General features: G+C 68.7%; 9 protein-coding genes. 4 read left to right on the top strand and 5 right to left on the bottom strand.

Annotation, left to right across the window (positions count from 1 at the left end; genetic code table 11):
* Positions 1-11 precede the first annotated feature (11 nt).
* Positions 12-1,952, bottom strand: a complete 1,941-nt coding sequence (locus tag JTE92_RS06730; RefSeq protein WP_063239211.1) for an amidohydrolase — start codon at positions 1,950-1,952, stop codon at positions 12-14.
* Between the two features lie 82 nt (positions 1,953-2,034).
* Positions 2,035-2,721 carry a hydrolase gene (locus JTE92_RS06725; protein ID WP_063239212.1) on the bottom strand — a complete coding sequence of 229 codons (687 nt, stop codon included), beginning with the start codon at positions 2,719-2,721 and terminating at the stop codon, positions 2,035-2,037.
* Between the two features lie 339 nt (positions 2,722-3,060).
* Here JTE92_RS06725 and JTE92_RS06720 point away from each other — a divergent pair, with 339 nt between their 5' ends.
* The gene (locus JTE92_RS06720) at positions 3,061-3,720 is read left to right on the top strand and encodes a response regulator transcription factor (RefSeq protein ID WP_063239213.1); all 660 of its coding nucleotides are present in this window, start codon (positions 3,061-3,063) and stop codon (positions 3,718-3,720) included.
* The gene (locus JTE92_RS06715; RefSeq protein ID WP_063239214.1) at positions 3,717-8,039 is read left to right on the top strand and encodes a trifunctional serine/threonine-protein kinase/ATP-binding protein/sensor histidine kinase; all 4,323 of its coding nucleotides are present in this window, start codon (positions 3,717-3,719) and stop codon (positions 8,037-8,039) included. Before JTE92_RS06720 ends, JTE92_RS06715 begins: the two co-directional genes overlap by 4 nt.
* A gap of 165 nt (positions 8,040-8,204) precedes the next feature.
* Here JTE92_RS06715 and JTE92_RS06710 read toward each other — a convergent pair whose 3' ends face one another.
* The 3 genes from JTE92_RS06710 to JTE92_RS06700 form a co-directional block, all read right to left on the bottom strand.
* Positions 8,205-9,512, bottom strand: coding sequence for an MFS transporter (locus tag JTE92_RS06710; protein WP_116386932.1), 1,308 nt, complete (start codon positions 9,510-9,512; stop codon positions 8,205-8,207).
* 138 nt (positions 9,513-9,650) lie between these two features.
* Complete coding sequence (kce, locus tag JTE92_RS06705) at positions 9,651-10,583, bottom strand: 3,5-dioxohexanoate:acetyl-CoA acetone transferase (RefSeq protein ID WP_063239215.1); 933 nt, start codon at positions 10,581-10,583, stop codon at positions 9,651-9,653.
* A gap of 59 nt (positions 10,584-10,642) precedes the next feature.
* Positions 10,643-11,425 carry an SDR family oxidoreductase gene (locus JTE92_RS06700; RefSeq protein WP_063239216.1) on the bottom strand — a complete coding sequence of 261 codons (783 nt, stop codon included), beginning with the start codon at positions 11,423-11,425 and terminating at the stop codon, positions 10,643-10,645.
* Positions 11,426-11,554: 129 nt separating this feature from the next.
* Between JTE92_RS06700 and JTE92_RS06695 the strand changes: the two genes are divergently transcribed.
* Positions 11,555-12,319, top strand: coding sequence for a GntR family transcriptional regulator (locus tag JTE92_RS06695; protein ID WP_084254606.1), 765 nt, complete (start codon positions 11,555-11,557; stop codon positions 12,317-12,319).
* 139 nt (positions 12,320-12,458) lie between these two features.
* Positions 12,459-13,703, top strand: a complete 1,245-nt coding sequence (locus JTE92_RS06690) for a TetR/AcrR family transcriptional regulator (protein WP_063239218.1) — start codon at positions 12,459-12,461, stop codon at positions 13,701-13,703.
* Positions 13,704-13,706: the final 3 nt, after the last annotated feature.

Raw genomic sequence — 13,706 nt, 5'->3', positions numbered from 1 at the left:
GTTGGCTAAGGTCAGAACGCCCAGCACGAGCAGCCCAGCGCGCCCCAGAACGTGCTCTCGTCCGAGGCCGGCACGCCGGCGGTCCAGGCCCTGGCGTGCGCATGGCCATGGACGCCGCACGAACTCGCGCACCCGCACGCCGTGTTCAGCGCCAGCTTGCGCGCTTCCGGCCGCGGCTGGTAGCCGCCCACGTGGCGCACCGGCGACCAGTCCGGCATCGGCGCAGGCAGCGCCGGCGACAGCTTGCTGAAGTCGGCATCGCCATAGACCACCTTGCCGCCCAGGATGGTCAGCACCGCGGTGATGTCCTGGATCTCGTCGCCGGGCACGCTGAAGTAATCGGCCGACAGCACCGCCAGGTCGGCGAGCTGGCCCGCCTTGATCTGGCCCTTCTTGCCGACTTCCGACGAGAACCACGTGTTGGCCTCGGTCCACAGCCGCAGCGCGGTCTCGCGGTCGAGCAGGTTGGCCTGCGGGTACATCGCCATGCCGCCCACGGTCTTGCCGGTGGTGAGCCAGTACAGCGACACCCACGGGTTGTACGAGGCCACGCGCGTGGCATCGGTGCCGGCGCCGACCTTGACGCCTTTTTCCAGCATCTTCTTCACGGGCGGCGTGGCCTCGGCGGCGCGTGCGCCGTAGCGCTCGACAAAGTACTCGCCCTGATAGGCCATGCGGTGCTGCACGGCGATGCCGCCGCCGAGCGCGGCGATGCGGTCGATGTTGCGGTCCGAGATGGTCTCGGCGTGGTCGAAGAACCAGTTCAGGCCGGTGAACGGGATGTCCTTCGCGACCTTTTCATAGACATCGAGCGCACGGGAGATGGTCTGGTCGTAGGTGGCATGCAGCCGCCACGGCCAGCGCTTTTCCGCCAGCAGGCGGATCACCGGCTCCAGGTCGGCCTCCATCGACGGCACCATGTCGGGGCGCTCGACGCGGAAGTCTTCGAAGTCGGCCGCGGTGTAGACCAGCATTTCGCCGGCGCCGTTGTGGCGGTAGAGGTCGTCGCCCTGGCCCGGCTTGACCTTGGCGGTCCAGGTCTTGAAGTCGCTCAGTTCTTCCTTGGGCTTCTGCGTGAACAGGTTGTACGCCAGCCGCACCGTCAGCTGCCCGTCCTTGTGCAGCTCCTCGATGATGCTGTAGTCCTCGGGATAGTTCTGGTAGCCGCCGCCCGCGTCGATCACGCCGGTCACGCCCAGCCGGTTGACCTCGCGCATGAAGTGGCGCGTCGAGTTCTTCTGGTATTCGGGCGGCAGCTTGGGGCCCTTGGCCAGCGTCGCGTACAGGATGGTGGCGTTCGGCTTGGCCAGCAGCAGGCCGGTGGGATTGCCGCGCGCATCGCGCACGATCTCGCCGCCCGGCGGGTTGGGCGTGTCCTTGGTATAGCCGACCGCGCGCAGCGCCGCGCCGTTGAGGATGGCGCGGTCGTACAGGTGCAGGATGAATACCGGGGTATCGGGCGCCACCGCATTCAGTTCGTCGATGGTCGGCAGCCGCTTCTCGGCGAACTGGTGCTCGGTGAAGCCGCCGACCACGCGCACCCATTGCGGCGCGGGCGTGCGCGCGACCTGGTCCCTGAGCATGCGCATGGCATCGGCCAGCGAGCGCACGCCGTCCCAGCGCAGCTCCATGTTGTAGTTCAGGCCGCCGCGGATGATGTGCATGTGGCTGTCGATCAGCCCGGGAATGGCCCGCCGGCCGTTCAGGTCCACGACCTGCGTCTGCGCGCCGGCCAGCTTCATCACGTCCTGGCGCGTGCCGACGGCCACGAAGCGCCCGTCGCGGATGGCGACGGCGTCTGCCTGCGGGTTGGACTTGTCGAGCGTGGTGAACTTGCCGTTGACGAGGATGAGGTCGGGGGAATTGCCAGGTGTCATGGCGAAGATCTCCGAAGAAGCTGCCGCGCCCAGGGCGGCGGCCGAAGCGATGAATTGCCGGCGGGTGACAGACATACAGGGTTCGAGTCCAGGAAATCCAGCAGGTAGTGCATCGGCCGGGTCGGGCTGACCGCTCCCCTTCCGGCCGATGCAACGATCAGCGCGCCGGCACCGGTGCGGCCGACTCGTGCGGCGTGGCGGTGCGCTGGGGCGCCTTGTGCACCATGGTGTAAGCGTAGTCGACGCCCATGCCATAGGCGCCGGAATGTTCCTTGACCAGCTTCATCACGGCGTCATAGGTGTCGCGGTGGGCCCAGTCGCGCTGCCATTCCAGCAGCACCTGCTGCCAGGTCACCGGCACCGCGCCGGCCTGGACCATGCGCTGCATGGCATAGTCGTGCGCTTCCTTGCTGGTGCCGCCGGAGGCATCGGCCACCATGTAGATCTCGTAGTTGCCTTCCAGCATCGCGCACAGCGCGAAGGTGGTGTTGCAGACCTCGGTCCACAGGCCGGCCACGATCACCTTGTTGCGGCCGTTGGCCTTGAGCGCGTCGCGGACCTTCTGGTCGTCCCACGAGTTCATCGAGGTGCGCTCCAGCGTCTTCTGGCCGGGGAACACGTCGAGCAGCTCGGGATAGGTGTAACCGGAGAACGATTCACTTTCGACCGTGGTGATGGTGGTCGGGATATTGAAGATCTTTGCGGCCTTGGCCAGGCCGACGACGTTGTTCTTCATGGCCTGCCGGTCCATCGACTGCACCCCGAAGGCCATCTGCGGCTGGTGGTCAATGATGATCAGCTGGCTGTTTTGCGGGGTCAGGACTTCGAGCTTCGGGTTGGACATGGTGTCGATCCTCGGGACAAAAGGGGGGATGAGCGCAGGCGGACGGCGGCCGCCGGCAGGCAGCACGGCAGCGCGGCCCGGATAAGAAGACTAGACGGCAAGCGCAGGAATCGCCATTGCATGATGGTATTAGTCGGCCCGGCGGCGATTGCATCGGAAGTGGGCCAGCGTTTCGGCGCCAGCGCCTGTCCGGACCTGCAGGACTAACACCATGGTATGAGTGATCTGTACATCTCCCCATGCTGAAATGGCGGTCATTGCAGATGGCGGCCTGCTGGTTATAATCCGCTGCTCATGGCAGCTCATGCGGCCACGCACGCGTGCACTGGAGATCAGACCGTGACATCCCAAAGCCTGGAGCCTGCCGACGACAGTGCCTGCGATGACGCGACCGTACTGGTCGTCGACGACGACGCCGGCGTGCGCCATGCGCTCGGCAACCTGTTCCGCTCGGTCGGCCTGGGCGCGGTGCTGTTCGAGTCCGCCGCCGAGCTGCTCGCCTTTCCGTTGCCGGATACGCCGTGCTGCCTGGTGCTCGACGTCAGGCTGCGCGGCCCCAGCGGCCTGGACCTGCAGGGCCGGCTGGCGCGCATGGGCGTGCCGCTGCCCATCATCTTCATGACGGGCTACGGCGACATCGCGATGAGCGTGGCCGCGATGAAGGCGGGCGCCGTGGACTTCATTCCCAAGCCGTACCGCGACCAGGACCTGCTCGACGCGGTGAGCGCCGCACTGGCCAAGGACCGCCTGCGCCGAGAAGGCGCGCGCAAGGCCGACGAATTGCGCGCCAGCTACGAGACCCTTTCGCCGCGCGAGGCCGAGGTCATGGGCCTGGCGGTGTCCGGCCTGCTGAACAAGCAGATCGCGGCCGGGATCGGCATCAGCGAGGTGACGGTCAAGATCCATCGCGGGCAAGCCATGCGCAAGATGAAGGCGCGCACCTTTGCCGAACTGGTGCTGATGGCACAGCAACTCGGCCTCTGCCAGGTCGGGCAGTGACGGACAAGCCGGCGCTGCAGGACCCGGTGCGCCTGGTCGGGCGCGCCCGCGAGATGGCACTGCTCTTCGACGCGCTGGGCCGTGTGTGCCAGGGCGGCAAATCCGAGCTGGTGCTGATTGCCGGCGCCGCCGGCGCCGGCAAATCCGCGCTGGCCAACACCTTCTCGCGCCAGGCCGCGGCGCAGACCGGCGCCCGCATTGCCGCCGGCAAGAGCGACCAGCTCCAGCCCGATATTCCGTATGCGCCTGTGGCACAGGCCATCCACGCGCTTGCGCTCGGCTTGCCGGATGCGCCGCCGGCCACGATTGCGCCAATGCGCGAGCGCTGGCTGGGCATGCTGGCGGGCCAGGGCAGGGTGGTGGCCGAACTCGTGCCCGAGGTCGGGCGGGTGCTGGGCCCTGCGGCGCCGCTGGCCAACGTGCCCGCGCAGCAGGCGCAGGCCCGCGCGCAGGCCGCGCTGCTGGCGACCTTTGCCGCCTTTGCCGCGCCGGGCATGCCGCTGGTGTTGTTCCTCGATGACCTGCAGTGGGCCGATGCCCTTACCATCGCGCTGCTGGAGACCTTCACCCTGCAGCCTCCCGGCGGCATCCTGCTGATCGCCGCGTACCGGGACCATGGCCAGGATGTCGAGCAGCGCTTCTCGTGGCTGCGGCATGCCAACCGCAGCGGCGCGCTGGCGGCCACGCGCATCGCCGTCGGGCCTCTGGCCCCCGATCACCTGGCCGAACTGGTCGGCGCCGTGCTCGATGAGCCGCCCGCGCGTATCGCGGCGCTGGCACACGCCGTGCACGACAGGACCGCGGGCAACCCGTTCTTTTCCTGCCAGCTGCTGCGCACCCTGGTCGACGACGGCGTACTGGCCAGGCAGGCCGATGGCGCTGGTTGGGACTGGCATGCCGCCGGGGTCGACGACCAGCATTACCCTGGCGACGTCGCCGACCTGATGATCCGGCGCTTTGCCAGGCTGCCCCGTGCCGGTACCGGACTGCTGCAGCAACTGGCCTGCGTGGGACTGCGCTGCGATGCCGGCCTGCTGGCACGCGTGGCCGACGTCAGCGCCGCACAGCTGGCCAGCCGGCTGCAGCCGTTCGTCGAGGCCGGCTTGCTGGTGCAGGCACCGGGCGGCTACGCGTTCCAGCATGACCGCGTGCTGGAAGCCGCGTATTCGATGATCGCGCCGCACGCGCGTCCGGCGGAGCACGCGCGCATCGCGCAGATCATGCTCGAACACTGGCGCGGTACGCTGGCGGAGCATGCATTCGAGATCTGCAACCAGATCGAGCGCGTGGACGTCCGGGCCAGCCAGGCGTTGCCGATGCCGCAGCGGGTGGCCTTCGTCGAGGTGCTGCTGGCGGCGGGGCGGCGCGCCTGGCGCTCCGGCGCGATCGGCCAGGCGCTGCACTACATGGACACGGCACAGGCGCTGATGCAGCCGGATTGGTGGGATACGCACTACGCGCCGGCTTACGCCGTCGACCTGCTGCGTTGCGAATGCCTGCTGGCACAGGCCCGGCTCGATGCCGCGTCGGAGGGCATCGATGCGCTGCTTGCCCGCGCACATGGCCCGCTCGACCAGGCCGCCGCGTACCGTCTGCGCGCCAGCCTGCAGACCGTGCGCTCGGACGACGAAGGCGCGATCGACGCCGCCTTGTCCGGGCTCGCGCTGCTCGATGTACACCTGGAGCGCGCGCCGTCCGCGCAGCGCATGCGTGATGCCTGTGACGCCGTGCGCGCCGCGCTGGGCACGCGCCCGATCGCCAGCCTGGCGTCGCTGCCCGCCACCGGAGACCCGCGCATCCACGCCGTGATGGGGCTGCTCTCCACGCTGAATTCTTCGCTGTCCGTGCGCGATGGCATCAGCTTCCTGCACGTGGCCAGGATGGTCGAGCTGACCCTCGGCCATGGCGCGACGCCGGAGTCTCCGTATGGCCTGTCATGGTTTGGCGTGTTGATCGCCAGCCTGTACGAGGCGTACGAGGACGGATTCGCGTACGGGCAGGCGGCGATGGCGCTGATCGACCACCATAGGTATGAAGCGGGACGCATCGCCACCCTGGTCGCGCTGGACCAGGTCAGCGCCTGGACGCGTCCGCTGTCATATGCCCTGGGCCACGCACAGCAAGCCGTGACGCTGGGGCGCGCCTCCGGCGACATCGGCATGGCTTGCCATGCCTGCAGCCATATCGCGTCGGACCTGCTGGTCATGGGGGAGCAGCTGTGCCTGGTGGCGGAAGAGATCGCGCGCGGCCTGGCGCTGACGCGCCAGGTCCGGTACCGGGACAGCGAGCTGATCCTGCATTCGCAGCTGCATTTCGTGCAGCGGCTGCGCGTGGGCGACGAAGGTGGCAAGGGCGGCGAGGGTGGCGAAAGCAGCGGGTGGCAGGAGGAAGCCGCACGCTGCGGAACCGCAGCACAGCGGCTGGCACGCAGCAACTCGCTGCCGGCCCGCTTCCGGATCTACCTGTACGACGGCATGGCAGCGGTGTTCCTGGGGCAGTGGGCGCAAGCGGTGCACAACCTGCGCCATGCCGAGAAGCTGATCTGGTCCGCGCCGGCGCATATCAACGTGGCCGACTGCCGCCTGTACCTCAGCCTTGCGCTGGCGCACGCCCAGGCGCCGCAGGCCGCCGCCGACATCGCCGCGCACCGCGCCTGCTTCGCGCGCTGGGCTGCGCTCAACCCGCTGACGTTCCGCAGCAAGCTGTTGCTGGCCGATGCCGCGCTGGCGCAGGCGGAAGGCGATCCGCTGCGCGCGCTGGCCTGCCTGGAGCAGTCGGCCGAGGCCGCCGCCGCCGCGGGCTTCGTGCATGAGCAGGCGCTGGCGCACGAACTGGCCGGCATGCTGTGCGCGCGGCACGGCCTGCATACGGCGGCGCGGCAGCACCTGGCGGTGGCGCGCGCATGCTACCGGCGCTGGGGCGCCGAACACAAGGCGACGCTGCTGGCCGTGCAATATCCGCAACTCGACGCGCCTGCGGCCGGCGATACGCCAGTGCCATCCATGCCCCCGATAGCAGGCTGGGAACTCGGCAGGCAGGCGGCGCGTGCATTGTCCAGCGAGATCGTGATGGATCGGCTGGTCGAGAGCCTGCTGAGTACCGTGATCCTGCACGCGGGTGCCCGCTATGGGCTGCTGGTGCTGATGCGGGACGGCGAGCCGATGATCGAGGCCTCGGGCCGCGTGCGCGACGGCAAGGTGACGGTGGCGCTTGGCTCGGCGCCGCCCACCGAGCATGCGCTGCCGCTGGCAGTGCTCAACAGCGTGCTGCGCACGCGCCAGACGCTGGTGCTCGCCGACGCCATGGTCGACGCGCCGTCGATCCGCACCAACGCGGCCATCGACAGTGGGGTGCGCTCGGTACTGTGCCTGCCGCTGGTGCGTGGACACAGCCTGATCGGCGCGGTCTACCTGGAGAACAACGAGGCCCCGGGCGTGTTCGGCGCGAACCACGTCGCCGAACTGGAAATGCTGGCGCCGCAGGTCGCGATCTCGCTGGAAACGGCGCGGCTGTACGAGCAGCTGATCGGCGAGAACAACCGCCGCGTAGCCGCCGAGATAAGCCTGCGCGATGCGCGCGCCGAACTGGCCCGCACCTCGCACCTGACCGTGATGGGAACGCTGGCGGCGTCGATCGGCCATGAAGTCAACCAGCCGCTGACTGCCATTGTCGCGACCGCCGATGCCAGCGTGCGCTGGCTGAAGCGGCCGCAGCCGGAGCTCGGCGAGGCGCTGGAGGGCCTTGCCTTTATCCGCCAGCATGCGCTGCGCGCCGCCGACATCGTACGTGCGCTGCGCGCGCTGGCGCGGCAGGCCCCCGCGGTGCTCGCGCCGCTTTCGCCGGACGACGTCCTGCGCGAGGTGCTGGTGATGGTGCGGCCCGAACTGGACGCGCACAACGTCAGGGCCGTGACCCGGCTGGCGGCCGGCGCTACGCAGGTCGAAGCGGACCGCGTGCAGCTCCAGCAAGTGGTGCTCAACCTGGTCACCAACGCGCTCGATGCCATGTCCGGCACGCCGGCCGAGCAGCGCGAGCTGCTGGTGGCTTCCTGGCGCGAGCAGGGGGATGAGGAGATGGTGGTGGTCAGCGTGCAGGATCACGGCGCCGGCATTGCCGAAGACGTGCTGCCGCGGGTCTTCGATGCCTTTTTCACCACCAAGGACGACGGCATGGGGATGGGGCTCGCGATCTGCCGCTCGATCGTCGAGGCGCACGGCGGCACGCTGGTGGCCAGGCGCCGCCGCAGCGGCGGCACCGAGTTCGTGTTCCGGCTGCCGGTGTTCCACCCGGCGGCACCGGCAGCAGCGCACGAGCCCTGAATCCCTGAAGGGCCCGTGCACCACGGTAATGCCGGTCAGTTAACCGCCGTCGTTCCCGCGAAGGCGGGAACCCAGTGACTTCAAGAGACGCTGGATTCCCGCCTTCGCGGGAATGACTGTCGTGGTTGATACCTTAACTGAACGGCATTTCCGTGCACCGCGGGCTCAGCGCTCCTGCCCCTGGCGCAGCCGGGGCGCCACCGCGCACGCCACCAGCAGCAGCACGGCCATGATCACCAGCCCGTTGCGCGTGCTGCCGGTCGCCTGCTCGATCAGGCCCATCGTCGACGGCCCGATAAAGCCGCCGACCAGGCCGCAGGTATTGATCAGCGCCAGCCCGCCCGCCAGCGCCACGACGGTGAGCCGCGACGACGGGAACAGGAACACGATCGACTGCACCACGAAGAACATCAGCGCCGTCATCGAGAAGCCGACCAGTGCCAGCACCGGGCCCGAGAACGCCGCGACCAGCAGCCCCGCCGCCATCACGACCAGGCCCAGGCACAGCAGGCGGCGTCCGCGCTGCGGCGTGTTGGCATGGCGCGGCAGCCAGGCGGCGCCGATGGCGGCGGCAATCCATGGCAGCGAGTTGAGCAGCCCGATCTCCAGCGGCGTGAGCTTGCCGTACGTGCCGATGATGCCCGGCAGGAAGAAGATCACGGTATAGATCGCGATCTGGTGGCAGAAGTAGATGAAGATCGCCAGCCAGACCTGCGGATCGCGGATGGCGCCCAGGAACGAGTGGCCGCCCGCGCCGGCGCTGCCGTCGGCGGCTTCCGCGGCCAGCTGGCGGCGGACCTGCTGCGCCTGCGCCGGCGTCAGCCACGGCGCGCTTTCCGGGCCGTCGGGCAGCTTCTTCCACACCACCGCGGCCAGGAACACGGCCGGCAGGCCTTCCAGCACGAACATCCATTGCCAGCCCTTGAAGCCCCAGATGCCGTCCATGCCCAGCAGTGCGCCGCCCAGCGGGCCGCTGACGATATTGGCGATGCAGACGCCCAGCAGGAAATAGCCGACCGCCCGCGCCCGGTCCTCGCGGCCGAACCAGTAGGTCAGGTACAGCATCACGCCGGGAAAGAGGCCCGCCTCGGCCGCGCCGAGCAGCACCCGCATGATGTAGAACGAGGTCTCTCCCTGGACAAAGGCCATCGCCGCGGACAGCAGGCCCCACGTGATCATGATGCGGGTGATCCAGAAGCGCGCCCCGACCCGATGCATGATCAGGTTGCTCGGGACTTCAAGCAGGGCATAGCTCAGGAAGAACAGGCCCGCGCCCAGGCCGTAGGCGGCCGCCGAGATGTTCAGGTCGACGGCGATATGGGTCTTGGCCAGCGCAATGTTGGTGCGGTCGAGAAAGCTGATTACATACGACAGCACCAGCAGGGGCATGAGCTTGCGGAACAGCAGCCCGGTCAGCGGGCGGTCTGTCGGCGCGGCCAGCGATGGCGCGCCGGGAGCGGGTACGGTGTGCATGAACGTGGTCTCCGTTGGGCGGATACGGCGCCGTGCCGCGCGGCTGCCGTTCTGCCTGGTTGATGTCTTCGGTGCCCGCCAGTGGGTGGCGGGTGTCGATGGTGGCGGCGAGCCGGCCCGCTGCGGCCCCGCCGGCGTTCAGAACGCCGTGCCTGCCGCGCCCTTGAGGTCGAGGATGTCGCGGGCTTCGTCCGGCGTGGCCACGTCGATGTTCAGCGCTTCCAGCACGGTGCGGATGCGCGTGACCTGCTCGGCGCTCGATGCCGCCAGCTGGCCCGGGCCGATCCACAGCGAGTCTTCCAGGCCGACGCGCACGTTGGCCCCCATCGCCGCGCCGATCGTCGCCAGCGGGATCTGGCTGCGGCCGGCGCCGAGGATCGACCAGCGGAACTGGTCGCCGAACAGGCGCTGCGCGGTGCGGTGCATGTGCATCAGGTCCTCGGGATCGGGGCCGATGCCGCCCAGGATGCCGAATACGGACTGGATGAACACGGGGCCCTTGACCAGGCCGCGGTCAAAGAAGTGCCGCAGATTGTACAGGTGGCTGATGTCATAGCACTCGAACTCGAAGCGCGTGCCGTTGGCATTGCCGATGCGCAGGATGTTCTCGATGTCCTGGTAGGTGTTCTTGAAGATCAGGTTGCGGCTGTTCTCCAGGTGCTCGCGCTCCCAGTCGTGGCGCAAGTCCTTGAAGCGCTCCAGCATCGGGAACAGGCCGAAGTTCATCGAGCCCATGTTGAGCGAGGCCAGCTCCGGCTTGAAGGTCGTGGCCGGCAGCATGCGTTCCTCCACCGTCATGTGCGGGCTGCCGCCGGTGGTGATGTTGATCACCGCATTGGTCTCGGCGCTGATTTTGGCGAGGAAGGGGCGGAACAGTTCGGGGTCCTGCGACGGGCGCCCGTCCCTGGGATCGCGCGCATGCAGGTGCAGGATGGCTGCGCCGGCGCGCGCGGCATCGATGGCCGCCTGCGCGATTTCGTCGGCGGTCACCGGCAGGTGCGGCGACATGCTCGGCGTGTGGATGGCGCCGGTCGGGGCGCAGGTGATGATGGCTTTGGCTCGCTTGGCCATGGTGGTTCCTTGTCTTGTGTTGTTCGGGAATGCGGGCCGCCCGTGCAGGGCAGGGCGCCTTAGCTGAGGGCCTGGGTCAGGCCGTCGACGACCAGTTCCTGGCCGTGTACGTTGGCCGCCTGGCCGCTGCACGCAAAGCGCACCATGTTGGCGATATCGCGCATCGTCACCATGCGGCCCAGCGCTGCCTGCGACGTGTAGTTGCGCGTGACTTCGTCGAGCGGCTTGCCGAGCGACTCCGCCTTGGCGGCAATGACCGCGCGGATGCGTGGGCCGTCGACCGCACCGGGCAGCACCGTGTTGACCCGGATGCCATCTGCGCCCAGCTCCAGCGCCAGCGACTTGGTGAAGCCCACCACGGCCCATTTCGACGCGGAGTAGGCGCTGCGGCCCGGCATGCCGAGATGGCCGGCCGCCGAGGACAGGTTGACGATCGCCGGCGCGTGCCCCTGGCGCAGGCGCGGCACCGCGGCGCGGGTGCACAGGAACTGGCCGGTGATATTGACGGCAAGGCAGCGCTCCCAGTCGGCCAGCGACAGCGTTTCGACGCCGCCGGTCGGGCCGGCGACGCCCGCGTTGTTGACCAGCACGTCCAGGCCGCCGAGTCCCGCATCGACCGCCTGGAACAGCGCTTCGACATCGTCTTCGCGGGACACGTCGGCCCTGACCGCCAGCACACCGGGCAGTTCCGCCGCAATCCGCTCCAGGCTCGCGCCCGACACGTCACATACCGCGACGCGGGCACCGGCTTCGACGAAGGCCCGCGTGATCTCCAGGCCGATTCCGTCCGCGCCCGCGGTCACCAATACGCGCTTGCCCGCCAGCGATTCATCCTTCCACATGTTCCGGTCTCCTTGCTTCCCGTGCTTACAGGTTCATGCGACAGGCGGCCGCCTGCCTCCGGAAGCAAGATTAAAACTGTGATCACAGATCGCATATAGCGGATAACCCTATGTGGTATGCTTCGCCGCATGTCCCTGAACGAACTCGTAACGCCGCTGACCCGCCAGACGCTGAGCCGTGACGTCTACACGCAGCTGCGGGAACTGCTGATCACCGGCCAGATGATGCCGGGGGAGCAGATTTCGCTGCGCAATATCGCGGCCGCGCTCGGCGTGAGCGTGATGCCGGTGCGCGAGGCGGTGCACCGCCTGGTCGCCGAGCAGGCGCTGGAACTGACGCCTAACCGCGCGCTGCGCGTGCCGCGCATGAGCGTCAGCCAGTTCGAGGAAATCACCAAGATCCGGATCCAGCTGGAGGGGTTGGCGACGGCTACCGCCGCCGAGCGCATCACCGATGCCGAGCTGGCGCAGGTCGAGTCGCTGCGCAGCCGGTTCGCGGCGGAGATGTCGAAGCCCCGGCCCGACGGCGCCGCGGTCATCGCCGCCAACCAGGCGTTCCACTTTGCCGTCTATGCGGCGGCGCGGATGCCGATCCTGCTGCAGATGATCGAGTCGCAGTGGCTGCGCATCGGACCGATCCTCAATCACGACCTGCGTTCCGGATCGCGCCGCGTGGAAGAGCGCGTCGCGGTCAAGCATCACGACAAGCTGGTCGAAGCGCTGCGGGGGCACGACAGCGAGCAGGCGTGCGCGGCGCTGCGCGGCGATATCGAGAGCGCGGCGGCCTACATCGTGTCGGCGGGCGTGCTGGTCAATGCGGATGGCATCGGGCCCGCCGCGATAATGGCGCCGGTGCCGCGGGCGGCCAGGGCGAGGCCGAAGGCAGCTTCGTAGCCGTCCCCGGCGTTTCAACAATATGGTATGTGCGGCAAAGCGGGAACATCCCGATATCTATCTGGCCATACCCGCGCCTATAATTCCTGGCACCGTATCTTCGAAAAACCGGTCCGCCCATCCGCGCACCGGACCGCTCATGCTCACGGACCAGTCGGAAGCCAGGCAGACCCGCCGTTATGTCGAAAAGCGCGAAGGCATCCTCGATGCCGCCGCGGCGCTGTTCAACCGCAAGGGCGTGCGCGGCACCACGCTGTCGGACGTCGGCCAGCTGGTGGGGCTGAACACCAACAGCATCACGTACTACTTCCGCAAGAAGGAAGACCTGGTGCTGGCCTGCCTGATGCGCACCATCGAGGAAATGCGCGGCCTGGCCGGCGCGGCTGCGCAGCATGGCAGCGCCGGCGAGCGCGTCGCCGCCTTTATCGCGCTGTTCGTCGCGCGGCTGGCGCGCACCGCGGCGGGCGAGCGGCCCGAGCTGATGAGTTTCCGCGAGATCCGCGCGCTGCCGGCCAGCCATGCCGACGTGGCGTTCTCCGCCTACAACGACATGTTCCGGCAGATCCGCGGGCTGCTGCGCGATGCCATGCCCGCCGATCCGGCACAGAACCCGGCACAGCGCAGCGCGCTGAGCGCGCGCGCCCACCTGCTGCTGTCGCTGGCCAGCGGCGCGATGGGCTGGATCGAGCGCTATGAACCGGCGGACTACCCCAAGGTCGCGCAGACGCTGGCGGATATCGTGCTCAACGGCATTGCCGCGCCCGGCACCGCGTGGCAGCCGGAACTGGATGCCGAAGCGCTGCTGCCGGTGCTGGGCCAGCCGGAAACGACGCAGCAGGCGTTCCTGCGCGCCGCCACCGAGCTGCTGAACGAGCAGGGCTACCGCGGCGCCTCGGCGGACCGGATCTCGGCCCGGCTGAACCTGACCAAGGGCGCGTTCTACCACCACAACGAGAACAAGGACGACCTGATCTCCGCGTGCTTCGACCGCATGTCGGCGGTGATCCGCGATACCCAGGCGCTGGTCGACGAGATGCCCGGCACCGGCTGGGACAAGCTGTGCGCGGTGTCGCGCGCGCTGGTGCATTACCAGTTCTCCAGCCAGGGGCCGCTGCTGCGGCTGAGCATCTACGGCGCGCTGCCGGAAGAGATGCGCGTGACCAAGATGCAGGACATGGCGCGGCTGTCGACGCGCTTTGTCCGTTTCCTGGTGCAGGGCATGCAGGACGGCTCGATCCGGCCGCTGGACCAGTCGATCGCCGCGCTGCAGGTGCACGGCATGATCAACGCCGCGGTCGAGCTGCGCCGCTGGGTCCGCGACGCCACCTCCGACAACGCCGCCGAGCTGTTCGTGCGGCCCATGATGATGGGCCTGCTGCGCTGAGCC

The organism is Cupriavidus oxalaticus (genome assembly GCF_016894385.1).
Lineage (GTDB): Bacteria > Pseudomonadota > Gammaproteobacteria > Burkholderiales > Burkholderiaceae > Cupriavidus > Cupriavidus oxalaticus.
This window is presented reverse-complemented; position numbering and strand designations above follow the sequence as displayed.

Excerpts from the sequence above, each read along its gene's own strand:
- JTE92_RS06730 (WP_063239211.1), bottom strand. The coding sequence starts at position 1,952 with ATGTCTGTCACCCGCCGGCAATTCATCGCTTCGGCCGCCGCCCTGGGC.
- JTE92_RS06725 (WP_063239212.1), bottom strand. The coding sequence starts at position 2,721 with ATGTCCAACCCGAAGCTCGAAGTCCTGACCCCGCAAAACAGCCAGCTG.
- JTE92_RS06710 (WP_116386932.1), bottom strand. The coding sequence starts at position 9,512 with ATGCACACCGTACCCGCTCCCGGCGCGCCATCGCTGGCCGCGCCGACA.
- kce (WP_063239215.1), bottom strand. The coding sequence starts at position 10,583 with ATGGCCAAGCGAGCCAAAGCCATCATCACCTGCGCCCCGACCGGCGCC.
- JTE92_RS06700 (WP_063239216.1), bottom strand. The coding sequence starts at position 11,425 with ATGTGGAAGGATGAATCGCTGGCGGGCAAGCGCGTATTGGTGACCGCG.
- JTE92_RS06695 (WP_084254606.1), top strand. The coding sequence starts at position 11,555 with ATGTCCCTGAACGAACTCGTAACGCCGCTGACCCGCCAGACGCTGAGC.
- JTE92_RS06690 (WP_063239218.1), top strand. The coding sequence starts at position 12,459 with ATGCTCACGGACCAGTCGGAAGCCAGGCAGACCCGCCGTTATGTCGAA.